Source organism: Frondihabitans sp. PAMC 28766 (assembly GCF_001577365.1).
Lineage (GTDB): Bacteria > Actinomycetota > Actinomycetes > Actinomycetales > Microbacteriaceae > Frondihabitans.
Window position 1 is genome coordinate 12758 of the sequence record NZ_CP014516.1, and the last position, 23566, is coordinate 36323.

The 23566-nt window shown below is 65.3% G+C and carries 23 protein-coding genes; 4 read left to right on the forward strand and 19 right to left on the reverse strand.

The window, feature by feature from the left end; translation table 11 throughout:
* Window positions 1–39: 39 nt before the first annotated feature.
* Window positions 40–684, reverse strand: a complete 645-nt coding sequence (locus AX769_RS22465) for a TetR/AcrR family transcriptional regulator (protein WP_066284687.1) — start codon at window positions 682–684, stop codon at window positions 40–42.
* Window positions 685–783: 99 nt separating this feature from the next.
* Between AX769_RS22465 and AX769_RS22470 the strand changes: the two genes are divergently transcribed.
* Window positions 784–2334, forward strand: coding sequence for an MFS transporter (locus AX769_RS22470; protein WP_082764203.1), 1551 nt, complete (start codon window positions 784–786; stop codon window positions 2332–2334).
* A 387-nt stretch (window positions 2335–2721) separates the two neighbouring features.
* On the opposite strand, the gene AX769_RS22475 is transcribed toward AX769_RS22470, so the two are convergent.
* From AX769_RS22475 to AX769_RS24455, 13 genes are read right to left on the reverse strand one after another with little or no spacing between them, the layout of a single operon-like run.
* The gene (locus tag AX769_RS22475) at window positions 2722–3207 is read right to left on the reverse strand and encodes a DUF4913 domain-containing protein (protein ID WP_066284689.1); all 486 of its coding nucleotides are present in this window, start codon (window positions 3205–3207) and stop codon (window positions 2722–2724) included.
* The gene (locus tag AX769_RS22480; protein ID WP_066284691.1) at window positions 3191–4807 is read right to left on the reverse strand and encodes a type IV secretory system conjugative DNA transfer family protein; all 1617 of its coding nucleotides are present in this window, start codon (window positions 4805–4807) and stop codon (window positions 3191–3193) included. The genes AX769_RS22475 and AX769_RS22480 overlap by 17 nt, the downstream gene beginning before the upstream one ends.
* A 49-nt stretch (window positions 4808–4856) precedes the next feature.
* Window positions 4857–5222 carry a single-stranded DNA-binding protein gene (locus AX769_RS22485; RefSeq protein ID WP_066284692.1) on the reverse strand — a complete coding sequence of 122 codons (366 nt, stop codon included), beginning with the start codon at window positions 5220–5222 and terminating at the stop codon, window positions 4857–4859.
* 45 nt (window positions 5223–5267) lie between these two features.
* Window positions 5268–5474 (reverse strand): hypothetical protein, encoded by a 207-nt coding sequence (locus AX769_RS22490; RefSeq protein WP_066284693.1) that lies wholly within the window; start codon window positions 5472–5474, stop codon window positions 5268–5270.
* A gap of 37 nt (window positions 5475–5511) precedes the next feature.
* Complete coding sequence (locus tag AX769_RS22495; RefSeq protein ID WP_239452114.1) at window positions 5512–6507, reverse strand: C40 family peptidase; 996 nt, start codon at window positions 6505–6507, stop codon at window positions 5512–5514.
* A gap of 58 nt (window positions 6508–6565) precedes the next feature.
* Entirely contained in the window at window positions 6566–7039 is a 474-nt protein-coding gene (locus AX769_RS24445; protein ID WP_066284699.1) for a hypothetical protein, read from the reverse strand.
* A 5-nt stretch (window positions 7040–7044) separates the two neighbouring features.
* The gene (locus AX769_RS25870; RefSeq protein WP_066284700.1) at window positions 7045–8430 is read right to left on the reverse strand and encodes a MinD/ParA family protein; all 1386 of its coding nucleotides are present in this window, start codon (window positions 8428–8430) and stop codon (window positions 7045–7047) included.
* Between the two features lie 12 nt (window positions 8431–8442).
* Window positions 8443–9933 carry a hypothetical protein gene (locus AX769_RS22510; protein WP_066284702.1) on the reverse strand — a complete coding sequence of 497 codons (1491 nt, stop codon included), beginning with the start codon at window positions 9931–9933 and terminating at the stop codon, window positions 8443–8445.
* A gap of 11 nt (window positions 9934–9944) precedes the next feature.
* Window positions 9945–11471 (reverse strand): SCO6880 family protein, encoded by a 1527-nt coding sequence (locus tag AX769_RS22515; protein ID WP_066284703.1) that lies wholly within the window; start codon window positions 11469–11471, stop codon window positions 9945–9947.
* Window positions 11464–12765 carry a hypothetical protein gene (locus AX769_RS24450; RefSeq protein WP_157887912.1) on the reverse strand — a complete coding sequence of 434 codons (1302 nt, stop codon included), beginning with the start codon at window positions 12763–12765 and terminating at the stop codon, window positions 11464–11466. The genes AX769_RS22515 and AX769_RS24450 overlap by 8 nt, the downstream gene beginning before the upstream one ends.
* On the reverse strand, window positions 12762–13517 hold the full coding sequence (locus AX769_RS22525) for a hypothetical protein (RefSeq protein WP_082764207.1): 756 nt from the start codon (window positions 13515–13517) through the stop codon (window positions 12762–12764). Before AX769_RS22525 ends, AX769_RS24450 begins: the two co-directional genes overlap by 4 nt.
* Before the next feature lie 3 nt (window positions 13518–13520).
* Window positions 13521–13823, reverse strand: a complete 303-nt coding sequence (locus AX769_RS22530) for a TrbC/VirB2 family protein (RefSeq protein ID WP_157887913.1) — start codon at window positions 13821–13823, stop codon at window positions 13521–13523.
* Entirely contained in the window at window positions 13810–14388 is a 579-nt protein-coding gene (locus AX769_RS24455) for a hypothetical protein (RefSeq protein WP_157887914.1), read from the reverse strand. The genes AX769_RS22530 and AX769_RS24455 overlap by 14 nt, the downstream gene beginning before the upstream one ends.
* A 472-nt stretch (window positions 14389–14860) precedes the next feature.
* Between AX769_RS24455 and AX769_RS24460 the strand changes: the two genes are divergently transcribed.
* Window positions 14861–15223, forward strand: a complete 363-nt coding sequence (locus AX769_RS24460; RefSeq protein ID WP_157887915.1) for a hypothetical protein — start codon at window positions 14861–14863, stop codon at window positions 15221–15223.
* Here the strand turns inward: AX769_RS24460 and AX769_RS22535 are convergent.
* From AX769_RS22535 to AX769_RS22550, 4 genes are read right to left on the reverse strand one after another with little or no spacing between them, the layout of a single operon-like run.
* A complete protein-coding gene (locus AX769_RS22535; RefSeq protein WP_066284709.1) occupies window positions 15209–16210 on the reverse strand; it encodes an alpha/beta fold hydrolase in 1002 nt (333 codons plus the stop codon). The genes AX769_RS24460 and AX769_RS22535 overlap by 15 nt on opposite strands.
* Window positions 16207–17163 carry a hypothetical protein gene (locus AX769_RS22540; protein ID WP_066284711.1) on the reverse strand — a complete coding sequence of 319 codons (957 nt, stop codon included), beginning with the start codon at window positions 17161–17163 and terminating at the stop codon, window positions 16207–16209. Before AX769_RS22540 ends, AX769_RS22535 begins: the two co-directional genes overlap by 4 nt.
* On the reverse strand, window positions 17160–17621 hold the full coding sequence (locus AX769_RS22545) for a hypothetical protein (protein ID WP_157887916.1): 462 nt from the start codon (window positions 17619–17621) through the stop codon (window positions 17160–17162). The genes AX769_RS22540 and AX769_RS22545 overlap by 4 nt, the downstream gene beginning before the upstream one ends.
* Entirely contained in the window at window positions 17618–18088 is a 471-nt protein-coding gene (locus tag AX769_RS22550) for a hypothetical protein (RefSeq protein ID WP_157887917.1), read from the reverse strand. Before AX769_RS22550 ends, AX769_RS22545 begins: the two co-directional genes overlap by 4 nt.
* Before the next feature lie 3000 nt (window positions 18089–21088).
* Here AX769_RS22550 and AX769_RS22555 point away from each other — a divergent pair.
* Both AX769_RS22555 and AX769_RS24465 read left to right on the forward strand, forming a co-directional pair.
* On the forward strand, window positions 21089–22024 hold the full coding sequence (locus AX769_RS22555; protein ID WP_239452115.1) for a ParA family protein: 936 nt from the start codon (window positions 21089–21091) through the stop codon (window positions 22022–22024).
* Window positions 22021–22464 carry a hypothetical protein gene (locus tag AX769_RS24465; RefSeq protein WP_157887918.1) on the forward strand — a complete coding sequence of 148 codons (444 nt, stop codon included), beginning with the start codon at window positions 22021–22023 and terminating at the stop codon, window positions 22462–22464. Before AX769_RS22555 ends, AX769_RS24465 begins: the two co-directional genes overlap by 4 nt.
* Before the next feature lie 329 nt (window positions 22465–22793).
* On the opposite strand, the gene AX769_RS22560 is transcribed toward AX769_RS24465, so the two are convergent.
* A complete protein-coding gene (locus AX769_RS22560; RefSeq protein WP_066284717.1) occupies window positions 22794–23468 on the reverse strand; it encodes a hypothetical protein in 675 nt (224 codons plus the stop codon).
* Window positions 23469–23566 lie beyond the last annotated feature (98 nt).

Below are 23566 nucleotides of genomic sequence, written 5' to 3' on the forward strand. Positions count from 1 at the left end.
CGCCTTCACCACCCGCGGATCATCTCGGCGGGGCCGCGGTCATACCGAGGGTTCGATCCCGACGGCGGGCAGGATGAGGTTGTCGATGATGCGGATCAAGAACGGCCGATCGACAGGCTTTTTGAGCATCAGCGTGCGGTGCGACACCATGGCCGGGCTCACGGCCATGATCGTCTCCAGGTCGAGGTCCGCCGCGATTTCGCCCCGGTCGATGGCTCTCTGGAACAGTTGGCGGGTGATGGCCATACGCGGCTCCATCACGGCCGCGAAGACGCTGTCGCCCAACTCGGGGTTGCGCGTCACCAGGGACATGAGACCCGCCATGACGCGCACGTTTTTATCGTTGTCCTCGATCGAGTGAGGGCGGATCATCGCGACGAGATCGCCGCGCAGCGTGCCCGTGTCGGGCAGCACCATGCGCTCGATGTCTTCGCGCTTCAGGCACGCCACCGCGTCGATCACGAGGTCCTCTTTCGATGCCCAGCGACGGTAAAGGGTGGCCTTGCCCGCCTTGGCGCGGGTGGCGACCATCTCGACGGTCATACCGTCGTAACCGACTTCAGACAAGACCTCGACAGCGCACGCCAAGATCTCAGGATCGCGGGTGTGGTCACGCTTGCGCCCCAGTTTGTGCGTTTCAGTGCCCTTCACCTCGAGGATGTCGGCGGGTTCTACGAGCGTCATCGCTACCAAGCCCCTTTCTTTTATGGCCCCCATCCTAAATCGGATAGTTCTGAATCTCAAGAGTTCCGAAACTCGAGAGATTCGGATATAGTCAGTCTCATGTCTCAGACTTCCTCCCTCTCGGGTGCAATCGACACCCCCGCGCCCGATCCGCGGCGCTGGCTGACGCTCGCCACTGTGGCGCTCGCTCAGCTCATGGTCGTCCTCGACTCCACCGTCGTGAACATCGCCCTTCCTGCAGCCCAAAAAGACCTCGGGTTCACCAATGGTGAGCGTCAGTGGATCGTCACGGCTTATTCCCTGGCCTTCGGCAGCCTGCTGTTGCTCGGTGGGCGCCTGTCCGACCTGATCGGCCGCAAGCGCGCCTTCATCATCGGCCTCATCGGTTTCGCGGCGGCCTCCGCCCTTGGTGGCGCCGCCGGCAGCTTCGGCGCCCTCGTCTTCGCCCGCGCACTCCAGGGCGCGTTCGGTGCGTTGCTCGCTCCGACCGCTCTCTCGGTGCTCACCACCACCTTCACCATCCCGAAAGAGCGTTCACGCGCGTTCGGTGTGTTCGGCGCGATCGCCGGCGCCGGCGGCGCCATCGGCCTGCTGCTCGGCGGGTTCCTGACTCAGGACTTCTCGTGGCGCTGGAACCTCTACATCAACGTCGTGATTGCCATCCTCGCCGTGATCGCCGCCGTTGCCTTCGTGCACACCCCCGCCCGCCAGGGCGCCCGCCCGAAGCTCGACGTGCCGGGCACGATCCTGGTCTCGGGTGCCCTGTTCTCTCTCGTCTACGGCCTCTCCAACGCCGAGACCGACGGCTGGAACAGTCCTCTCACCTGGGGCTTCCTCGCCGCCGCCGGCGTGCTGGTCATCGCCTTCGTGCTCTGGCAGCGCCGCGCCAGCCACCCGCTGCTGCCGCTGCACATCGTGCTGGACCGCAACCGCGGTGCAGCCTACGCATCGGTCACGATCGCCGGCGCCGGCATGTTCGGCATCTTCTTGTTCCTGACCTACTACCTCGAAGAGATCCTGAAGTACGACCCAATCAAGACGGGCGTGTCATTCCTGCCGATGATTGCCATGCTCGTGCTCGCCGCGCAGCTCTCAACGAACGTGTTCCTGCCGCGCTTCGGCCCGAAGATCATGGTGCCATTCGGCATGATCCTGGCCACAGTCGGCATGTTCTTGCTGACCCACCTCGCCGTCGACAGCCATTACGCCAGCAACATCCTCCCGGCGCTTTTGGTCCTCGGCTTCGGCATGGGATCGATCATGCCCCCGTCGATCCAGACCGCGACCCTCGGTGTCGACCGCGAACACGCCGGTGTTGCCAGCGCCATGGTCAACACCAGCCAGCAGGTCGGTGGTTCCATCGGCACCGCACTGCTGAACACCATCGCCGCCACGGCACTGACGACCTACCTCGCCGCGCACAAGCCGACCGGTGCGACGGCCGCGGCCATCGCGCAGGCAACGGCGAACGCAGCCGTCCACAGCTACACGACGGCCTACTGGTATGGGGCTGTGTTCTTCGCCTTCGGCGCCATCCTGTCGGCGCTGCTGTTCCGTCGCCGCGGTCACGGCGGATCTCACACCGCAACTCCGGGTGAAGTCACACGTCAACCCGAACACCTCGCCAGCGAGCCGGTTTCCGCCCACTAACCATCACCCCGCCGTTCACCACCAGGGGCCCGAGCCGCATATCGGCTCGGGCCCCTCGTGGTGTCCGCCCCCACACCGCAGAAGCGTCGCACGAGACCACACGACCATAGAGCCCAGTCAACGAACACGGCTGCAACCCGGGCGGCAGACCCGCAGCAGTGCGTTGCCGACCGATGAGGCACATTCGAAAACGGCACACCCTGTGAGGACCGACACGCTCGGAAGGGGAAAGCGTCAGCACGTCCGGAACGGTGAACCGACGTCCATGATGACAGCGTTTTCGCAGGTCGGATTCCACGCCAGAAAACGAGGCGACCCACCCCAATGCGGGGGCGTGTGAGAAAACTCAGAATATGGGATTGTCTCCGAATTCATAAGCCGCCCCTGTTACGGCCCCCAACTCTGCGGTGGGTCCTCTGGTCTGATCGTCAGGGTGTCGCGGCCCCCTCGGGTGAGGTGCCCGCTGGTGTCGCACGCCCGGAAGGGGCCGCGCTGTTTATCGAAGATGATCGCGGCGTGCCGGTCCCAGTGCTGGATCCACCAGGAAGAAAGGGCAAGTCCTTCCCCCTCGTTCTGCCGGGCCAGCGACGTCGTATAGCCCTCGTAGGCCACGATGAGGCGCTCGAGCACTTCAGGGTGCTTCCACCAGGTGGGGCACCAGGCGGGCCGGTCCGCGGCGAGGGCACTGTAGGCCTCGGTGCGGCCAAGCTGCTCCTTCACCCAGATCAGAAACGCCCCGGTATCGAAGCCGTCAGCGTCGGTCACTTCGCCCGTCGCCGGGTCCGCCGGCGGCGACGCGGACCCCTCGCGCGCCGGCGCGCCGGCCGATGCGGGGTTGGGCAGGGCCGGCCAGGTATCAAACGGGCTCGGCACGGCCTTGCCCCTTCTGCGTGGTCGTGTCCGGGGCGGGGTGTGTGATGACCTTCCCGTTGACCACTTCTTCGCCGTTAATCATTGCGGTGAGGATCTTGTCCCGGAACCAGGGAACCGTTTCTAAGAGGACGGGCTTCGCGGCCGAGGCGTCAAGGACGGCACGCCATTCGGGCAGGTGGGCGAGGTCGTCGACGCTGAGAATCGCACGCTGCCGGGATGACCGGGTGTGGGAGGTCCCGCCACGGCCGCTGGAATGGTTGGTGGTCCACTCGTTGTAGGTGCCGAGGCCGTCGGAGAACCGTTTGAGAAACGGTGACTGGGTGGATTCCCCACCGCCGTAGACGCGGATCGATGCGGTGGTCCACAGGGAGCCGGCCCCGGCGGCGCCGAACACGCGGACCATTTGGTCCCAGCCTTGGAAGTAGATGCCAAGGCTCAGGCCGAGGGACCCGTAAAACGACACCAGGTCGGGGAGCTCTGGCCACCTGACCACGTTCGCGGCTTCGTCGAGCTCGAACACGACCGGAACCTTGATGCGGCCACCGTCCGCGGACGCCGCGCGCTCCCCGGCACGGCCGATCGCACGGACAAGGGAAGCGACAAATGCCCCACCAGAGCCGGGGCCGTTGCGGGAGATGAGGACCACGGTGTCCGTGCTGCGGACGAACGCTTCCGGGTCGAACGGGCGCACCCCAGGTGCCGCCGTCCAGGCAAGGAGCTTGTCGTTGGCGAGGGCCGACGCCATCCGCTGCGCGGTCGCGTAGACACTGCCGCGGGTCTTGTCCGGCTGCACGCGAAGGCCTTCGAGTGCCATGGCGGGGCCGACCTGCCCGTGCCGGGAGAGAATCTCGCGAAGATCTTCGTCCCGCTGCTGTGTAACCCACGCGTACACCTGGGACAGGGTGAGCCCGTCCAGGCGTGCGGCGAGGAGGGCGTAGGCGAATAGGTCAAGGCCTTGGGAGTCGAACTGGGCGTCACGTTTGGAGTCGGCATCTTTGGTGCTGGCCTCGAAGATCGCCGCGAGCTCCTGCGCGTCGACGAGCTCCTCGATCGCGGTGAGCGGGTCGTAGACGAAATCGGGGCGGCGCTCGTGCCGGTACACCTCCATCGGGTCGTACAGCCACCGCTTCCCGGCGAGTTTCCGACCGGCGAGGACCTGGCTGACACCATCGACCTTGTTCGTCGTCATCACCACCGGTCCGGGCGCTTCCAGGCAATGCCTGATCACCAGGGACGTTGTTTTTCCGCGGCCGGGACCGAAAATGTACACGGCAACATCCCGCCACCCCTGCCACACCCACGTCGACTTCGCGCCGACCAGTGTGCCGATGCGTTGCCCCGCGGGCAGGTTCTCCGCGTTCGGGTGCAACTGTCTGGCGTCCTTCCTCCGCCGCGGGTAGAGGACGGGTGCGAGGTTGTTTCCGGCGCGGAGGTGTTTCTGCATCCGGTCCACCGGGTATCTCGGGTGCAACCGCACGGCGGCGAAGATCACACCGGCGAGGACCACCACGATCGCCGCGATCAGCACCGGCGTTCCCCATGCGGGCCAGTGCATCGACGACAGGCCGGCCTGGATCGGGTCTTGGTATGTGTGCTTCATCAGAAACCTTCCCGAGCGGTGGCGAGCGGTCGGTCTTCGGGGTTTCTCATCAGGCTTCCTCGTCGGGCTTCCGGGTGCGGCGTACGTGCGCGACGGCCCGGTTCAGGTCGACACCGATGATGTCGGCGTCGATGATCCGCCCGTAGGAACGGTTGTCGTCGGGTCCCCAACTGTTGGTGTGTTCCCGGCCCACGACCGCGACGGGGGCTCCTTTGTGGAGGGTCGCGGCCGTGGTCTGTCCGAGCTCGAATCGGGCCTCGACGTGGTGGGTGGTCGGGGTGTCGTGGGGGGCGAATTTTCCGTGCCGGTAGTCGCCGGTGTTTTCGATGAACCGGAACTTCGTGCTGCTGATAGACCCCGTCGGGACAACCTCGGGGTCGTTCGCGAGGTTCCCCGTGATGGTGCGTGTGCTCATGTTCTTCTCCTTCGATACGTTCTGGTTTTGAGCGGATGGTTCAGGTCAGTCGTCGTGGCCGGCGTAGTCGTCGTCGACGAGGGCCACGATGTGGCGGACGCGGGTGCGGGACGGTCCGGCGGCATGGGTCGCGGCGCGTTGCCCGGCTTCGGAGACGGCTTCCGCGATCGTGGTGTCACGGGGGTGCCCTGGCGCTTTGTAGAAAGCGGTCGCTTTCTGCGCGGGTGTGAGCGGGCCGGACGGTTCGGTCATCGGTGGTCCCTTTCAGACGGCCTGGTGGTGGTCATGGTCAGAGGCCGTCAACGGGACGCCACACCTGGCTGTTCGGGGTGCCCCAGACCGTTTCGGTCTTCACCATGGACCCGGGCCGGGTGGCGGCGACCATCTGGTTTCCGCCGACGCTGATCCCGACGTGCCAGGCGTTGTTGCCGCCCCAGAAGATCAGATCCCCGGGCTGCACTTGCGAGAGGGGGTGCATCTGCCCTCGAGCGACACCGTTTCGCCACTGGGTGGTGGCGGAGTGGCCGTCGTCGATGTTGATTCCGACGGACGCGTAGGCCTCCTTCGTCAGCCCGGAGCAGTCCCACACCGTGGGGCCGGCACCGCCGAGGACATACGCGTCGCCCAGCTGCGCTTTGGCGAACGCGATCACACGGGCCACGACGGCCGCGTGCGGGCCCGTGGGGGCCTGCTCGCCAGGGATCAGGGCGGACGCGGCGGTGGCCGTGGCACCGTCCGTGCAGGTGGGACCGGTGGTGGTGTCGGAGACCGTCTTCACGGTCACACCGGAGAGGGCGTTCATCAGCTGTACTGCCTCGGGCAGGTGGGTGGCGTACCGGTCAGGGAACGCGGACCCTTCGACGGCTTGGGCGGCATTCCCGGAGGTCTTGGTCTCCCAGCCGGGGACGGCGACGAGGTGTGTGTAGAAGAGGCCTATGGCGTAGCTGATGTTGTTGATCTGGGTGGGGGTGCCCCAGCCCTGAGAGGGCCGCATCTGGAACAGGCCCACGGAGTCGCGGTCGCCCCCGGTGAGGTTGGTGAGGCTGGATTCCGTCATCGCCGCAATGAGCGCGGTCTGCTGGGCGTGCTGGTCAAGGCCTCGCTGCTGACCAATGGTCAGGATCGCGGCCGCGTTCGTCAGCTGCGCCCCGGAGTACGGGCCGACCGTGGCCGGCAGGGTGCCGGACGCGACGGTGACGGCCGCGCCGGTTGCGGCGCAGTCGGCCGACGCGTCCGGTTGTGACCCGCCGCCGATGATGACGGTGAAGACCAGCACTACGACCATGACAATCGCCACGACCGGGGCGAGGACGGTAAGAGCGATCGATCCTCCCTTCATGGCCTTAGTTCCCCGGCTGAACGTAGGACGCCAGCCACGCGTCGTGGGGGCTGTCACGGTGCAGCGTGACCGTCACCGGCCCGCCCGTCGCCGCGGTGAACTGCCACGCGGCGTTGGTCGACGTCTGCTGGTCACCGATCGCCTGCCCTGATGCCTCGTCGACGTGCTCGCAGGGCACGTTCGCTGGCTTGGTGGCGGCGAACATCGTCTGCGCCGCCCCCGTCAGGACAGGGGCAAGGGACCGCTGCCACTGATCCGACGCCTCGCCGGGCTGGCAGAAGCGGTCCGCAACCGTAAAAGCCCGCTCCCGGGCTGTAGCCGGGGCGGGGCGTGCGGTGCCGGTCGTCGCGGCGGCGGCCGAGGTCGGCCCCGTCGCCGGGTGGGACGCGGCCGCCCGGTGCAGGAGCACCAGGACGACCACGGCCGCGGCCACGGACAGCACGGCGAGGATCACGACCAAGAGAGTGCGACGGCTCATCGGGGTTACCGGTACCCGTCGACGATCGCGGCCGCGGCTTGCATCCATGCCAGCCGGGTGGCTGAGGACACCCGGTCGGGGCTGATCTGGTCGCCGTCGGCGACCGCGGCGTCCCTGGGGACCTCGATGAGGTGAGCGGCGGCACCGGTCAGGTGCTCGCGGATCGCTTGCCGGTTGACCTGGCTGGATACCCCGTCTTTGTCGGTGATAACGACGATCGCGCCGTCGGCCAGGTGGGCGTAGCCGTGGTTCCGCAGCCACTCGATGACCGCTGCTGCTCGCTTGGCCCCGGAGACGGCGTAGCCGGTGGCAATGACCACGTTGCTGACACTGCCGAGAATCCCGGCCATGGCCGGGTGGGAGACGCCGGTGCCGCAGTCGGTGAGGACGATGGAGTAGTACCGGGCCACCAGCGCCTGAATGCGGGCGTGGTCTTCTGCGGTGATCGCGTCAGAGACGGCGGGGTCCTGTTCGCCGGCGATGACGTGCAGCCGGTTCGCGTGGTGCATGTACCGGGAGAGGTCCGTGAGTGATTCGATCTTGCCGGCGTCGCGCACCACGTCGGTCACCGTCGAGGCGGTCGCGTGGTCGTAGTTGGCTTCGCCGACGACTCGTTCTGCGAGATCCCCGGAGTCGGGGTTCATGTCCACCGCGCAGGGCGGGTCGCCCCGGTACTCGGCCAGCATCATGCCGACGCCGCCCGTCGTCGATGACTTCCCGACACCGCCTTTCAGAGACAGGAACGCCGTGGAGTGGGACCCGGTCAGCTTGCGGCTGATCCGTCTGGCCAGTTCGTCGGTTTCCTGCTCGAGCGCGGACTGCCCGAGGTTCACCAGCCCGCCTGTCACCGAGTAGACCGCCGCACGGACACCGGTCCGCGGGCGAGTCTTCGTCGGATTGACGAAACGGACCTCGGAGCGGCGAGGTAGTGGAGCCTCGGCCGCTGCGGCTGGCGCATCCTCCGCGCTCTCGCCTTCGAGCTCGACGTCGGACGGGAGGTCATCTTCGGGCCGCGGAGGGAGATCCGGTTCGCGGGTCCGGAGCGGAATTGGTTCCGGCTCTGAGTAGTTGGTGAAGGGCGTCAGGTCAGCGTCGACGCTTACCGGCGTGGCGGCGGCAGGTGCCGGTGAGGGCGCGACTGTGGCCGCTGCCCCGGTGGGGGCTGCGGCCGGCAGGAGGGCACCTTCTTGATCGAGCGTGAACCAGGTTCCTGGATCGGTGGCGCTCTCGGTGCTGTGCACCAAGACCGGGCCGGCCGCCTCGACGGCGCGGGCGGTGAGCCACGCGATCGCGTCGGGGTAGGCGCTGGCACCGGTGAAGGTGGTGTCACCGATGCGAACCTGGTCGCCGTCGGCTTCCAGGTCGTAGAGGGGGCTGGTGGTGGTGGCCATGATCGGGGTTCCTTACTGGTAACGGTTGTCGGTGTCGTGCAGGTTTTGCACGGTGGCGGTGCGGAGCATCTGGACCGGAATTCCGACCCGCTCAGACACTTTCAGGAGCACCTTCCCGGCGCCGGGAGGGGCACCCTTCTGGCCCTTCTTCCGGCGCGCTCCGCGCCAGGTCGGGGACCCGTTGAACCCGGCAACGAGGTTGATTTCCTCGTCGGTGAGGTGCCGCACCTGGCGAAGCGTCATCAGGTCTTCCCGGCTGAGGGCCATGAGCAGAAGCAGGCCGGAGCGTTCGAGGAACCCGCGGGCCTTCTGCTGGTCCTCCGGGTTGGGAAGAGACAGGAGGTCTTTCGGGGTTTGGGTGACTTTCAGCTCCGCGGTGCCCACGGAGCGGTTCGTGCGTGAGAGGGCGTCGACGCGATCGACGATTCCCTCGCAGGCGCGCAGCGGGAACCAGAACTCGTCCATCAGGGTCGTGTAGCCGCCCCAGGTGACCTTCGGGACGTACACCTCGCCCTCGTGCAAGGCTTGCTCTGCGAGGCGCTGTTCGTGCTGCGCTAACTCCCAGTGCGCGTCGATCGCATCCATGCCGAGCGACCAGGTGGAGAGCATCGCGGCGGAGAGCAGGCGGGTGTTTCCCTGCCCGATGGAGGACGTGTCGAAGACGAATCCGCCCGGGTTCCCGGGGGTGAATTCCACCGAGTCGGTGCCGCCGAGCATTTTGCCCATCTCGCCTGACACCATCGACCGCAGCGTCTCGCCCAAACGGGAGAACCGCCGGTGGAACGTGTCCGCGTCGCGCTGCCCCGTGACGGCGAGCATCTGCGGGGACACCTGATCGAAAGCGACGACGAGATCCCCGGTGCCGGGCTTGTCGTTCCGGTCCCTGATCGTGTCGACGATCGCTTCCAGGGCAGTGTCTTCAATGTCATCCAACGGAATCCCGCGGCTGACACGGGCGTTCAGCTGCACGAGGGACACCGCTTTGTCGCGGGCCAGCTGGGCGAGCTCCTGACCGACCTTCCCGCCGATCTGTTCCGCCGCCCGGCCCAGGGGGCCGGGCGAGAGCAGGTTGAGTTTGTCGCGGTTCGCGCCGGGCCCGATGGAGAACACCGACCCGCCAAGAGCGCGAACCCAGTCGACGTGTTCGCCCTTGATCGGGTCGAACACGGCCGGGACCATGCCCCGTCCGACCTGCCCGAGCAGGATCTGCATCGCCGTCTCGGATTTGCCGTTGCCGTTCAGCCCCAGCAGGAACGCGGACGGCGACGAGATCACGTTTGCCCGGTAGAGGGCCTCGTGGTCGGTGCAGACGGCCGTGCCGTTGTTCAGGTCCCGGCCGAGCGGCGACCCGTCCGTGGGTCGGCCCGTGCCGACCCCGAACGGGTAGATACCGCACGCCTGCACGGAGGTGGTGAACCACTGGGGCGGCTGGGGGACGCGTCCCCACATGCCGCCACCTGAGCCGGCGAACCCCATCGGGGTCCGCACCAGCCGCTTCGTCATCTTCGTAGCCATCAGATGCTCCCCTCAGTGAGGGACTGAGCGGGCGTCTGGTAGGCCCACGGCAGGAGGCCAAGGGGCAGGGTCGCGTGGAACGCCGCCGACGTGTCCGTCTCCACGAACCGGTACGAGATCCCCGTGCCTTCGAGCGTCGATTTCAGCTTCTGCGTCGCGTCCCGAAGCCCGCGCTTGCTGGCTTCAAAGGTGACGGTGACCATGATCGCGAACCGCGTCATCGACGCCCCGGTGACGAGTTCCCCTTCCGCTTTCTCTGCCAGGGCCTCCTGGTGGCGGTCGAACATGGAAGGCTGCGCCTTGGCCGTGGCAGACACCCCGGCGTTCCGGCGCAGCTCCGTGGCCCGCTTGATCGCCTGAGCGGGCGTCAGCGGGCGGTAGAAGATCGCGACCCGCTTCCGCAGGAACCGGTCTTGCGGGGCGAACAGTTCCTCGAGCGTGGATTCGGTGATGTGGGCCTGCGGAGGGACGGTCATCATGACCGTCATCGACGCCACGCCGTCGTGGAAGCAGACACGGCGGTCGTCGTCCGTGAACACGTCAGGTCCCGCCTCGGTGACCTTCATCCGGAAGGTCTGCCCTGCCAGGTCATCAGAGCCGAACTCCCGCTCCCGATCGGGCCGGTACGCGACGCGCACGACGCGGGCCAGGTCCTCGCTCGTGGCGACGACCGGTTGCCCGGCACCCGACGCGGCGAGCTTTGCCCGGTGGTCGGGCAGTTTCGCGGCCACTTCCGCGGCCGCGTCTTCGAGGGAATCCGCGAGTTCCTTCTGCGACCACACGACCGTCGCGAACACCTCCACGGACGAGTACCGCGCCGGCAGGGCGTCGGCGGCCTCTCGCAGCGCGTCCTGCGCGACTTGCGGGGCGGACGAGGACACTTCGCTGGCGATCTTCTCCACCAGGGGCTCCGTGGACGCCAACGTGGAATCGACAACAACTACAGCCCCCTCGATCGCGGAGTCCTTCGACAGGCCCGCGATCCACCCGCCGTAGGACACCACCTGAGAGTCGATGGACTCTTGCGGCTGCAACTGAGTCCCATCCGGGCTGCACAGCAATGTCGCCGCGAGCGTCGGCCGCGGCGAGTTCTTCCGGTGGTGCAGCAGCACGTATTCCTCGCCGGCCCCGTCCTCGCCCGAGATCTCGGACATGTCGGCCAGAGCACCCGGTAGAGCCGTCAGAGCCTCGTTAGGGAGCGCCGTAAAGAGCCCCGTCTTGTAGATGGTGCTCCCGGCTGCGTGGCGGGAGGAATGCCCCCACCGGTCACCGATGCGGGCGGCGATGGTCCGACCGGCCTGCCGGTCACCCCACCGCACTTGGAACAGGGCCACCACCACTGCGGCCAGGAAGAAGAAGCCGATGCCGGCGAGGGGGTGGCCGAACACGAGGAGTCCCACCAGCAGCAAAATGCCGCCCAGGAGGACCCCCCAGCCGAGCCAGGGCACCCCGCCCAGGGTCGGTTTCGTTGTGGGGAGCCAATTGCCGAACTTGATCCGCTTACCCGCGGTGTCGCTGTTACTCACTGATCATTCCTTCCGCTGCACCATCACTCGAAGAGGCACTATCCGCAGCTGAGCCGCCCGCGGCCCAGCCCGCCTTTGAACCGGTGGACTGGCCACCGGCACCGCTACTCGACCCGGAATCGGAGGCACCCGACGCGGACTGCGCCGAGCCGCCACTACCGGAGCTATCTCCGCCACCGGCACTCGTGCCGGACGGCGCAGCCGCTTCGCCGCCGCCACCAGCGACGGGCGAGTTGCCGCCGCCACCGGTCGCTTCGTCGCCGCCACCGGTCGCCGAAGCGACGTCGCCACCGGTCGCGGCCGATGGGCCTGCTGCCTTCGCCGCGGTGCCGGCCGTGCCGCCGCCCGCTCCCGCCGCGGCTGACCCGCCACCCGTGGCCACCGCAGCGCCGACGGCGACGCCCGCGGACACGGCCGCGGCCGTCATCCCGAGCGCCATGGCACCGCCCGAGGCGTTACCCATCGCGGCCGCGGCAGGCACCAGCAGGCGCATCATCGCCGGCAGGGCGATGATGGCCAACGCGATCAGCATGAGGCCGTAGATCACACCGCCAGGTCCGTCCTGGCCGTCCTTCAACCGCCACGCGAACGCGTAAATCGACGCAGCCAGTGGGCTGTAGATGACGAACGCGATGATCCACGCCGTCACCTTCTCGAAGGCTTGCTGGCCCTGGCGCATCATCGCGTACGACGCGGTGGTGGGCCAGAACACCATCAGCAGCAAAAGCATCGCCTGGCGAACGAACATGATCGCCCACTGCAACCCCACCGCGATGATCCCGAGCAGCCCAAAGATCAGCGCCAGACCCGGAGACTGGCTGGCGAAATCCCCGGCCAACTTTCCCGAATCAGCCGAAGTCCCGGACTCTTTCAGAATCCACTGCGCGTAGGCGTCCCCACCCCAGACCAAGATCTGCACCGCGGCCGTGCCGAAGGTCGTCACCGCGAGGACTCGCCCGAGGCTGGTCAACGCCTCCCGGAAGGGGCCACCGTTCGCCGCCAGCATCGTTCGCACGCCGGCGATGATGAGACCCACGACGAGCAACAGAATGTTGATCGGGAGAATCGACTGCTGGAACCACTTCGCAGCCGAACCGTCGAGATTCACCACCAATCCCTGGCCGACCCACGACGTCAGGAAGTCCTTCATCAGGCCGTCAAAGCCCTGATAGATATTGTTCGCCGCGTCCTGGAACGCGCCGGACGCGACAGCGGAGACACCGCCGCTCACTGCGCCACCGACGGCGCACGCTGCGGGACTGACGAGGCAAACGCCCGTGCTGACGGCGCTCAATTGGAGCCCCCAGACCAGGCCACGAAGTCGCCCTTACTTGGGGTGGTGGCGCTTCCCCCCGTTAGCGACCCGTTGTCGAGGACGGAGAGATTCCAGTCACCGTCAACCCACACCATCGAGCACGCCTCCCCGACGTATCCCGTCGCTGATGAGGGCAGGACGTAAACCAACGTCACGGCCGCGCGCGTGGAGGTGAACGAGTCGACCGTGAATCCGGCAGGAGTAAGCCCGATCGACTGCACCTGCGACGGATCGCCAGCTGCAACGGCTGACGCGATGCTCTTGGCCTTGCCAGGCGAGTCCACGATGTAGTGGCCGAGGGCTGCCTGGATCGTGTGGCTCGGGTCGTACTGGCTATAGATCGCTGTCTGCGCTGCCAGCGCGGCACCGAGTGGTGACCGCGCGAAGCAGCTGTCGAACCCGTCGATTACTCGCGTGGGCCCGACCGTCCGAGAGACTGGCCAAGATAGGCCACTCTTTCCCGCTTTGAAGGTGAGATCCGAGGGCATTTTTGGAGTAGATGACATGCTGCCAACCGGCACCGAGCAGCCACCTGACGCGGAAGACGTTGCAGCCGGGCTTGCCGTGGCCGCCGCGTGGGTCCCTGACTTCGGCGACGTCAACGCAGTGATGGTTGCAGCCGCCACAACCAGAACGGCGATCGCAATAACGATCGCCGCTCCAATGAAGACGGGCCGGGAGTTCCAGGCCCGCGACACCCGTCCCGGGGTGAGCGGTTCGTTGTCGCTCACCGGTCAATTCCCGATCTGCGTGCAGTTCGACGACGCCGATCCGAGGAAGATCGACGCGATACCGGTCGCAGCACCGATCAGCACGGCACCACCGATCCACCAGCCCATGCTTTTCAACATCTGGCCACCGTCGCCGTGGCGCTGCTGGAAGAACATGCCGACGCCCACGAGGATCAGCGCGATCACGCCGAGGGCCCCGGCGACGATGAGCGTCCAGAGGTGGGCGGTGTCGAGCGCGTTCTGCGCTTTCGCCGGCAGGCAGTAGGCCTCTGCGAGGATCTGCCCGCCCCGGTTAGCCGCTGCCATGACTCGCGGCGCTTTCCCTGCCGCCGCGTACAGTGCCTGATCCATCATCATTGCCCTTCTTCTTCGTGGAGGCCCCAAGGAGGGCTTTACTGACCCGCTGCGCCGTGCGGGCAAGCTGCCCGTCCAACGCTTCGGAAATCTCTGTGACACCGCGCAGGCGCGGCATCCAGGGTGCGAATACGACCGTGTTCGCCCCGGCGAGCACGCGCTGTTCGCGTGCTGCTGCGGGGACCGGTTGGCCGGGAGCGTCCGCGACAATCAGGACCGCCTGCACTCGTTCCGGTCCGACGTCGCGGATGAGCCGCTTGGCGGCTGCAATACCCGAGGGGACCGAACGACAGACGACGACGATCCGGCCGTCAGCCGGCGCAGTCGTCTCGGCATCGTCGCCGTGGAGCAGGTGCGCCCACGTCGACGTTCCCGCGCCTGCGTGCGCGCCAACGAGGACTAGAGGATCTGGTTCAAGCGGCTCGTGCTTTACGGCCTCGGGGGTTCCTGCTTCAGGCAGGCCCCAGGGCGCGGCGGTTTCGAGCACGTCGATGACGGTTCCCGTCGACGTGACCACGACACGCTCGACAATTCCCCCCTGGCACAAGGCAATCCGCCAAGGTGCCTCGGCGCTCGAAGCTTGAATTGTTCTCTCCAGCAGGGACGCCCGAGGTGTCGTCGTCGAGGCTGTGACGGCGACACCATGGGCGGACCACATCGGGCCGACCATATGGGAAACCTCAATAACAGTCAGGGCCGTGGTTCGGTCCGCTCCGCAGGTCATGCAGTACCGCGTGCCTACGGAAGACGAGCCGCAGCTTTTACACGTTCCGCCAACGTCACCAGCCTGGGTCACCTCGGGCCCCAAAGTCAGCTTTCGCCCTGTGGATGATGCTGGGGCTGACGGGGCATTGAACTCGCGGCGAACGTCCACTTCCTGCCTCCCTGGCGGCCGTCCACGTGTTTCCCCTGCTGGGGTGCTGATGACGGACCCTGAGGTCTAGGGTACCACTAAGGCATTCCATGAAACTAGTTAATAGGCTCATTAGATGTTGATTGTTGGTAAGGGCCACAATGGTCGGGTGCCTCGTCTTTACAAGCCGACTGACCCGGATCGGGATGACGACGTCGAGGCTGCTGTTCAACTTGCTGGCAGTAGGCCCCGTCACGAGATCGTCCGTTATCTTTCGGAGCACGGGCCGTCGTTCCGTAGTGACATTTCCGGGGGCACCGGGATCGTTGGTGGAGCGCTTGGGACGCACCTGGATCGCCTGATGGGCATCGGGGTCATTGAGGCAGATATCCCGGAAGGCAAGCGCACGGGTCGTGCCATCCGCTACACGCTGGATGCTCAGCGCGTGAACTATCTCCTGGATGCTTGGTTCCGCTACGCGGGGTTACCTCGCGAGTGAGTGTTTGACCGCAAACGTCCGGACGGCTTCGTCCCAGCGCTGGGGGTCTTCGTTCCATTCCAGGGTGTGCGGTGCCGTCTCGAAGATCACTACTTCTGCCCCGTGCCGGCGGGCGGCCGTACTGACGTCAGACTCCGAAACCAGGGTGTCCGCGCGGGAATGAATGAACAAAGTGGGTACTCCAGGAGTGTCCTGCCAGTCCGTCACGGCCAGCGCCGTCGGGGCACCCCCGAGGCGCGACAGGCCAGGCGTCTTCGTGATGCGGAACGCCGCGGACCCCACGAATCGGGGTAGATGAGCGGCGCTCACTGCCCCCCGGAGAGCCGTCTTGACGCTCAGAAGTGGTGAGACGCCGATGATTGCGTCGACGTCAACACGAGACGCAGCGACGGACGCCGCCAGGGCGCCGGCGGACCAGCCTTGAAGGACGACGCGCGAAGCGCCGCGCTCCCGGGCGGCGCGGACACGTGCCACCACCTCGTCTGAGGCCGTGGCATCGAGGGAGCGGGCCGGGAGCTTTGTGAAGTCGAGGATCTCCGAGGACGCTCCAAGTTCCCGCCACACGTTGACGCCCCGAAGGACCTGACGCGGACCAAGTGACTGCCCGTGAACATGGATGACGTGCGTTCCACCGTCAAGGGCTTCGTCGCTGGCAAGGATGTCGTCGACGGTGTCGTGCATGATCGCGTCCCATGCCCACTCCCCTGCCTCGATCACAGCAGCAGCCTCGCGCCTCACAGCTCCGTCGGCCGCGGAGATGATCTGCCCCACTGGCACGTTCTGAGGGCCGCGCTGCAACCGGTAGGCCCCAGGAAGCCGGGTGTCGCGGGTTGCCGTCAGCGTCACGTCACTTGCGCTGCTTTCTCGCACCGAGGCTTTAGCGGTGTACGGGGCCGGCGTGACGAGGCGCCTGGCGACGAAAGCGCTGAGGCCGAGCGTGCCGGCCAAACCGGCGATGGTTCCGAGTGCATAGATCGGCTTGTTCATCGTGCTGCCTCCGAGAAGTGTGCGGGATTAACCAGGTTTGTCGCGGCGGGCAGGGGGAGGCTGGCTTCACGTGCGCGGTCCTCGATCTCGAGGACGAGTCGGTGAAGTCGTCGGCGCCACTGCGCCCGGGAATAGGGGATCTCGAAGTAAAGCCCTGATCGGTTTGCGGCGGCTTCGAGCTCCCGCAGTTTTGGCTCGAGGTTTGCGATCGTTTGCGCTGCTTGCTTCCAGTCCCCGTATTCGTGGCGGGCGCTGACCAGCACCGGCGCTGCCGCGCCGACGGCCAACAAGACCATGGAAAGCAAAAACACGACGTTGTAAACCGGGGAAAGAACGGCAACAATGCGCAGGCGTCCGACGACGTGAGCTGCATCCATAGCGATGGCGATCGCAGCGAGGACCATGAGGCCGGCTGCTCCAAGGATGAAGCCCCAGTACATGCGGCTTGGCCGCGGTTCTTGCGTCAACTCCGCGTACACGGCGTGGGCCGCGATGCCAATAATGATGGCGACATACGTCATCTCGACGGCCGAGTAAAGGCCGGTGGGGACCTGAGCGCCGTAGGTCTGCATGAACTGGTCCGTGGTGTGAGGCGCCGTGATTTCTAGGAATAACGCGACCATCGACGCCAGGACGATGCCGCACACGATGAAGCGGGACGGTCGGAAAAGACGGGCCTTGTCTGCGGCCGCCTCGACGGACTGAGCTAAGGCGAACAAACCAGCGACCATAAAGCAGCGACCGACAAGATCGGCGACATTGGGAGTGTCGAAAAGCGAGGCCAGTTTGTTGGTTATGAAGGGTTCGTTCACTCCAAGTCCGATGACCACGAACGCGCAGCACATCATGAGCCAGGTCACGCTGGGCGACTGCGTTCTCACAAAGGCGTAGCGAATGGTGAGCAGGACAAGGATCGCCCAGACGGGTGCCGAACCGGCGACGTGGAGGGTCACTTGAAAATGCCTGTTCCTACCTGACCAGTGCCGATCACACCGGTACGCAGCGCCAGTTCATCTGCGATCAGTTCGACGATGCGCTCGTTGGGGTTTTCAAGATCTCGACGTTGAAAGGCGACCCGGCCCCTGAGTTGGTCAAGGTAGGGCATGTGGTCACAATCTCGGTCCTGCATCAGGACATGAGCGATCTCATGCAGGATGCAGGCCATTCTCGACGGCTCCGACAGAGCTGAATGCGTCTGAACCAGGGCGCGGTCCTTCATCTGGATTAGCTGTGCGGACTGGCCCCCGTTGAGTTCGGCCGTTTCGAAGACGATTGGCTTCCCGAGGACCTCTTCTGCATGATCCACAAGTTGTTCAAGAGTTAGCTTACGTGGCAGCCGAAGCGTCTTCACACGCTTGCTCGCCAGCGCATAGGCGGGAGAAACCGGTCTCCTGCGCAGGACACCCATCACTTGTCGCCTTCTTCCGTGACTTTCCGCTCTTCCAGCTTCCTAAGGCTGTCGAGCACGTCGCGAATTTCTTCGACGGTCGCGAACTCGTCAAATCGTCGACTGGCGAAAGCAACCACTTCTTGCTTCCGCATCTCAAGAACTAGCTCGAGCTGGGCTTGGACGCGTTCAGGCACGTCTGTGTGACCAACCGGGTCCGTGAGGTACTCGGCCGGCACCCCGAAGAAGTCGGCAAGGCCGGTCAAGAGATCTTTGTCTCGTACGACCGGGCCGGTGCCGTTGAGCATGTACCACCAGCGAGGACGCGTTAGAGCGATGCCCTTGCCATGCAACTCAGCTTCAATTTCCTTGAACGATGGCGGCTCGCCAGTGTTTGCTTCCACGACGTCCATAAGCAGTCGCAGCTTGCGTGAGAGCTCGCTGCGGTGCTTGTCGGAGAGTCGTCCTGAGTCCGAAGCTTTGATACCCAATGTGTCCTTCGTTCGTGCGCCGTAGCTTGTTCAGAGCATGCTATACCTAATCGCATGCAGTGCATCGACGACGATCTGTCCGTAGGGACTCTCGGGCTACGTGTAGTGCGGACCCTCCGGCAGATTCGCTCTGCCACGTGCTACTCGCTTGCGGTCCGACTTCACGCCGCTCCCGCACGGTTGCAGTCCGAACTTTCGCACCTGGCTGCGCTCGGAATCGTCGTCTCAACAGACGAAAAACAGTGGGCCGTGTCTCTTGAGGGCTCTCAACGCTGGCGCGAAGCCCTGGAAGGAAGGCTTTTCGGTGTCACCCATTTCTGATTGGTCACGGCGCACAAACGACTTTGGCATCTTTGCGGGCACGGACCCTGGGCCGAAGCCTCTCGAAGTGGCAGGAGGGTCGATTCCTTCTAAAAGGATGTCGACACGCCGAACGTCATGCTCCAATGCATGCATTAAGTGCGACAGCATGTCGGCCATGAGCGCAGTTCAAGGACGGGCCCGCAGAAGCCGGGAAGCACTGCCAACGGTGTCGCTGCAGGCTCGAGTCTCCCCGGATGTTCGGGCTGAGATCGAGGCAGCTGCTGCTGCAAGTGGAGTATCGCTTGCTTACTACCTAGACGCGTTCTTCAAGTTGCAGGTCGACGCCTTTGGGTCCCTGCCCATAGTTCCGTCGCCGCGCCCACAGCTGGAGGAACTGCCCATCGCAGACGTCGCTTAACGAGTAAGAGCCCGTCGTTTTCACGACGGGCTCTTCAAGATTCGTAGCTCAGAACCCACGAAGCCGCCAAGCAAGCGGTTCGAGCTAATCCAGTTCAAGTACCGGTAATCAGCCGGGCCTTTCGCCTACCCCACAGGGTCTCACCTGAGGAGATGACGCCATCGTAACGCGTCTGCGTCCCAACGCGCTATCTGCGTACCCGAAAACTTCCGGCGAGTCGTCATTAGTGTCGGCTGCGTGGGAGCTTTCGCGTGTGCTTTCTCCGCGGGATCGGGTGCGTGTGATGAAGCGCGACGCGTACGGATGTCTGGATGAGAACTCCTATCCCCTGTTCCACCAGGTCGGCCCCACTCCCCCATCCACGCCGTGGGCTATCCGCCTGGCGGATACCACAGGCCTGTACCGGCTGCTGTGCTTTGACTTTGACGGTAAGGAAGGCGGCGGCGTCTCTGTCGAGTTGATGGAACGAGCAGTAGACGACTGCGACGAGCTTTCCGCACTCCTGAACGCCCATGACGTTGCGCACGTCGTGTGCCAGTCCTCCGGCACGGGTGGTCGACACATCTGGGTCGCGCCCCGTGACGGCGCCCCCGCGGATCTCGTGGGAGCGCTTGCCCGCGCAGCCCGTGCCCGCTTCCGGACTCTGGATCATGGGATGCTCTGCAATCCGGCCGAGGGTGCCGCACGTCCCCCGCTGTCGCCCCACCGTGACGGTTCCACCTCCACCCTTCTCCGGGGCTCCCTAGAGGCGCTGACGGGTCGCCAGGCAACCACGGCTGGCCTGGCTGGTGTGCTGGAGGCACTCGAAGCGCTTCGGCCGGCGTTGCGCGCTCAGGACAGTGCCCCGTCGGGGCCGGTCAACACTGGCCACCGGCCGCACCGGCGCTTGAGCCGTCAGGGCGAGGCGCATATGGGCACGATCAATGGGGGTTCTAACCCGTCCTGGACCGGGTTCATGTGCCTGCTGTCCGCCGCGGTCGCTGGTTGGACTCTCCGGGACGTTGAGCACGCCGTCAGGACAGCTCCAGGGATGGAGCACTACCGGACGAAGAACACCGGCCGCGGCGGCCGACGCAAGCGTGACCCTCGGGAAGCTCACGCGCGCATGGAACGACAATGGGACAAGGCGCAGCAGTACGCGGCCCTGTACCGGCCGCTCCCGGCCGAACAGGAGCCCCGTGACTACACAGAGCTGATCGGAATCGTCGACAGCGTCGAGCATCTCCTGACCCGGCTCCGAGTCACTCCCGGCCGGTGGACCCGCACTGAGGCCGCCCACTCCCAGGTCAGCGTCTTACAAGCGGTCGCGTTTCTGACCCTCCAAACCGGCAAACGGGTCGTCGCGGCGTCCATCCGAGACCTCGCCCTGATGACCGGCCTTGGCCGCACCACCGCAGCCACTGCCCTGCACGCTCTTCAAGTGGCCGGCTTCGTTCAGCACGTCACGGGTGCTGAACAGGGCAACGCCGCTGAATGGCGGCTTACCCCGCCGCTTTCCACAGGTGACAACAGAGTCCGGTCACAACCATTTAATAACCCCCGCCCCCCTACGGGGCTTTTCGACAAACGTGCGGAATTGATGATGGTTTTGGAGAACACGCTCCTAGATGTCAGGCATGATCTTTTTACTCGCGCCGGTCTTGGACACTTGGCAGGCAGGACTTACGCGCTCCTGCGACAGCATCCCGCTATGACAGTCGATTCAGCAGCTGCACTACTGGGAGTTACCGCGCGACACACAGCGACAATCCTGAGCAGACTGCGTAGACACCGGCTCATCATCAGGCATGGCGCTGGCTGGGCCCGCAGCAAGCAAGACCTACGGGGACGAGCTGCACGGACGGTTGGTGTTGCTGGGTACCTGGTTGATCGAGGGCATCGGTATTGGGTCGAGCGCGAGACTTGGCAGTGGTGGTTGGCAGAACTAACCACCATGAACTCCTCCCCCGGGTCCCGTCCGAGACGCCAGCACGTCAGCAGCCGTCCACTTTTCGAAGCCGAAACAAACGGTGAACGCGTCTGGCCCCGATACCCCCGGTCTGCTGATCGTCGAGCCGATCACAAAAGCGCTCGTTCTCTCGTGTTCGATGGCGTGCTGAATCCGGCGAGTCGATTCCAATATCTCGGCGATGCAGCGTAGGCACCAGGTTGATTACTTGTAATGACAGTAATGCGGGTAATAGCGCTATTGACGCCAATGTGATGAATGGCCAGCACGGCGTGGCATCGACGGGAATTTGCTAATCGCGTCAATACTGTTTTTAGTCTTTATGGAGGTAATGACAACAATGACTGTAAATGTAATCGACCGAGGCGCCCTGGAACGAGTCATCGCGGTGATTAATGGAAAAGGTGGGGTGCTCAAGACCACATTGACGGCGAACGTCGCCGGCCTTCTGGCGACTAGCGGGTATCGCGTTCTTGTTGTGGATTTGGACCCGCAAGGCAACCTGGCGGAAGACTTGGGCTACACGGATGACTCGCGGGACGACAAAGGTCGAAGTCTTGCTCAAGCGTTGATGTTTGGTGGGGGAGCGGCGCCGGTCGTGGGTGTCCGACCGAACCTCGACGTGCTGGTCGGCGGATCCGTATTGGATCAGGCGACGGCCGGCTTATCGTCTCGAGCGAATAAGGATCCCGATGGCGCCAAACTCGCTCTAGCGCAGCTGCTTGTTCCCCTGGCGGGGGACTACGACATGATCCTGATCGATTGCCCTCCCGGGGACGAGACGCTGCAAACGGCGGCGGTCGCAGCGGCACGGTGGGCACTCGTTCCGGTAAAGACGGACAAATCCAGTCGGAAGGGCTTAGGGGCGGTCGCTGCGAGGCTCGACGCTGTTCTAGCGATCAATCCGACTCTTGACCTCCTCGGTGTGGTTCTTACTGCGGTGGGATCTGGTGCAACGGCCGTGCAGCGTGAAGCGCGTGAGCAGATTGCCGCGTTGTTCAACTCTGACCACGACGTGGTGTTCACGGCAACGGTCAGGCACAGTGAGGCGACGGCGCAGGCAACTCGTGAGCGGGGCCTTTTGGTGCATGAGCTTGATGAGCAGGTCCGGAAAGGGCCGAAATGGTACGAGATCAGGCGGGGAGACGCGAAGGCGCAGGCGCAGGCGCCTCGGAGCGCATCGTCGGTGGCTGATGATTTGCAGGCGGTCGCGCAAGAAATTGTCTTCCGGATGACTGCTGCAGAAGCTTTGGAGGTGACCGCATGAGCGAAACCCCGGACCGCGCGATCACGGGCCTTTCCCCTCGTGGGGCTGCCCCGGACTTTTCCCGGCTGCAACGCCGGAACAGACCCGTCGTGCCAGAACCCGCAGTCGTCGAAGTGGAACTCATCGAGGAGCCTCCGCCGCCACCGGTGCTCACATCAGAGTTGCCCGCACCGGATCTGCCCGCAGCCGTGCCGACTGTCGTGTCGAAGTTGGCGGTGACGGAGCGGGAGAGGGTAACGACGTATCTGGATGGGCGTCTTCGTGCGCGGGCGAGGGAGGCGTACCGGGCAACGAGCCATCTCGAGGGCGACAAGAGCTGGTCCGATTTTGTGGAGCGGGCAATTCTTGCTGAAGTCACCCGGCGCGAAGCCGCCCATAATGACGGCCGTCCGTATGCCGGTGACGAAACCCCTTTGTCTCCTGGGAGACCGCTCAAGTAATCCGGTCCCGGATTCGATTTGGAGCAGGACAGAAACAACGATCGACAGGGGCGCCCGGGCGGAAAGTCCTCGTCGCTTCCACCCCCGCTATCTGACCTCCGATAATGGTCCTTATCGGAAATATCCCGTCTTGTGCCCGTTGTCCGGCGGGACAGGGCCCGGAGGGCCGCACCGATGATTGCCGTGCGAAAAGGGGCGGGGGAGTGGGTGACGTCCCCACGGTCGTGGTGTGGCAGGGCGACTTTCCGTCGGCGGTCCTCCCGCCGCGACCCGCGGTCGAGCGGAAGACAACCCCGGCGCTTCAGTGGGAGCATCTCCTGGTTTTTTAGTCAGGGTCGGCGGATCAGGCCTGATCGGGTGAAGACGTCGATGCAGGTGGGTCGGCGACGGTTGTGGTCGATGGTTTCGGCGAGGAAGGTTTCGAACTCGGTTGCGGCGTCTGGGCCGGCGTGGGTGGCTGCGGTGCGGAGGGCTTTGAGGATGTTGGCTGCGGTTTTGTAGTTCCGTTTGTCGGTGATGGTGAGAGTGTCGGTGACGAGGTGGCGGTAGATCGGGAGTGTGTCGGCGGGGTGGTTGAGGGCGTGCCGATCGCAGAGGTTCAGCCAGAGGGTGAGGTGCAGGAGGGACGTGGTGTGGGCGGTGGCGAATTCCCAGGCTTGGTCGACACGGTTTTCGTCGAGAAGGTACGCGGTGTAACCGGGGGCGTCGTGTTCCGCGAGGCGCGCTTCAGCGGCGTTTTGTTCCTGCTGCCAGACACCCGTCTGCTCGGCGGTGTGTCGCAGGCTCGCGAATGAGGTCGCGGTGGGGAAGCGGGTGAACCAGTCGCGGCGTATGGTGACGGCCCGTTCGGTGTCGTCCCGGTTGAAGGCGTCCGTGACGAGGAAGGTGGCCAGGGCGGTATCCCAGCCGCGCTGATCCATGACGACGCCGTGCTTGGCGTAGGTGACGGCGTCCTCGTGGAGGCCGGCTTCTTCCAGGTCGTTGACCAGGCGTAGCGCGCGCATGGGGTTCTCTGGCTCGCCGCCGTGCGCGGTGAGGATCGCGTCCCGGTCACGGTCAAGGACCGCAAGGCGTGTGAGGGGGTAGGAACCGTGCGGGCCGA

What these genes read in the sequence shown, in the direction of transcription:
- AX769_RS25870 (WP_066284700.1), bottom strand. Translation starts at nt 8,430, where the DNA reads ATGGCCACCACCACCAGCCCCCTCTACGACCTGGAAGCCGACGGCGAC.
- AX769_RS22490 (WP_066284693.1), bottom strand. Translation starts at nt 5,474, where the DNA reads ATGACCGAACCGTCCGGCCCGCTCACACCCGCGCAGAAAGCGACCGCT.
- AX769_RS22465 (WP_066284687.1), bottom strand. Translation starts at nt 684, where the DNA reads ATGACGCTCGTAGAACCCGCCGACATCCTCGAGGTGAAGGGCACTGAA.
- AX769_RS24445 (WP_066284699.1), bottom strand. Translation starts at nt 7,039, where the DNA reads ATGAGCCGTCGCACTCTCTTGGTCGTGATCCTCGCCGTGCTGTCCGTG.
- AX769_RS22485 (WP_066284692.1), bottom strand. Translation starts at nt 5,222, where the DNA reads ATGAGCACACGCACCATCACGGGGAACCTCGCGAACGACCCCGAGGTT.
- AX769_RS22510 (WP_066284702.1), bottom strand. Translation starts at nt 9,933, where the DNA reads ATGACGAAGCGGCTGGTGCGGACCCCGATGGGGTTCGCCGGCTCAGGT.
- AX769_RS22560 (WP_066284717.1), bottom strand. Translation starts at nt 23,468, where the DNA reads ATGCGCGCGCTACGCCTGGTCAACGACCTGGAAGAAGCCGGCCTCCAC.
- AX769_RS22555 (WP_239452115.1), top strand. Translation starts at nt 21,089, where the DNA reads ATGACAACAATGACTGTAAATGTAATCGACCGAGGCGCCCTGGAACGA.
- AX769_RS22535 (WP_066284709.1), bottom strand. Translation starts at nt 16,210, where the DNA reads ATGAACAAGCCGATCTATGCACTCGGAACCATCGCCGGTTTGGCCGGC.
- AX769_RS22530 (WP_157887913.1), bottom strand. Translation starts at nt 13,823, where the DNA reads ATGGCAGCGGCTAACCGGGGCGGGCAGATCCTCGCAGAGGCCTACTGC.
- AX769_RS22480 (WP_066284691.1), bottom strand. Translation starts at nt 4,807, where the DNA reads ATGAAGCACACATACCAAGACCCGATCCAGGCCGGCCTGTCGTCGATG.
- AX769_RS22495 (WP_239452114.1), bottom strand. Translation starts at nt 6,507, where the DNA reads ATGGTCGTAGTGCTGGTCTTCACCGTCATCATCGGCGGCGGGTCACAA.
- AX769_RS24465 (WP_157887918.1), top strand. Translation starts at nt 22,021, where the DNA reads ATGAGCGAAACCCCGGACCGCGCGATCACGGGCCTTTCCCCTCGTGGG.
- AX769_RS24460 (WP_157887915.1), top strand. Translation starts at nt 14,861, where the DNA reads ATGTTGATTGTTGGTAAGGGCCACAATGGTCGGGTGCCTCGTCTTTAC.
- AX769_RS22470 (WP_082764203.1), top strand. Translation starts at nt 784, where the DNA reads ATGTCTCAGACTTCCTCCCTCTCGGGTGCAATCGACACCCCCGCGCCC.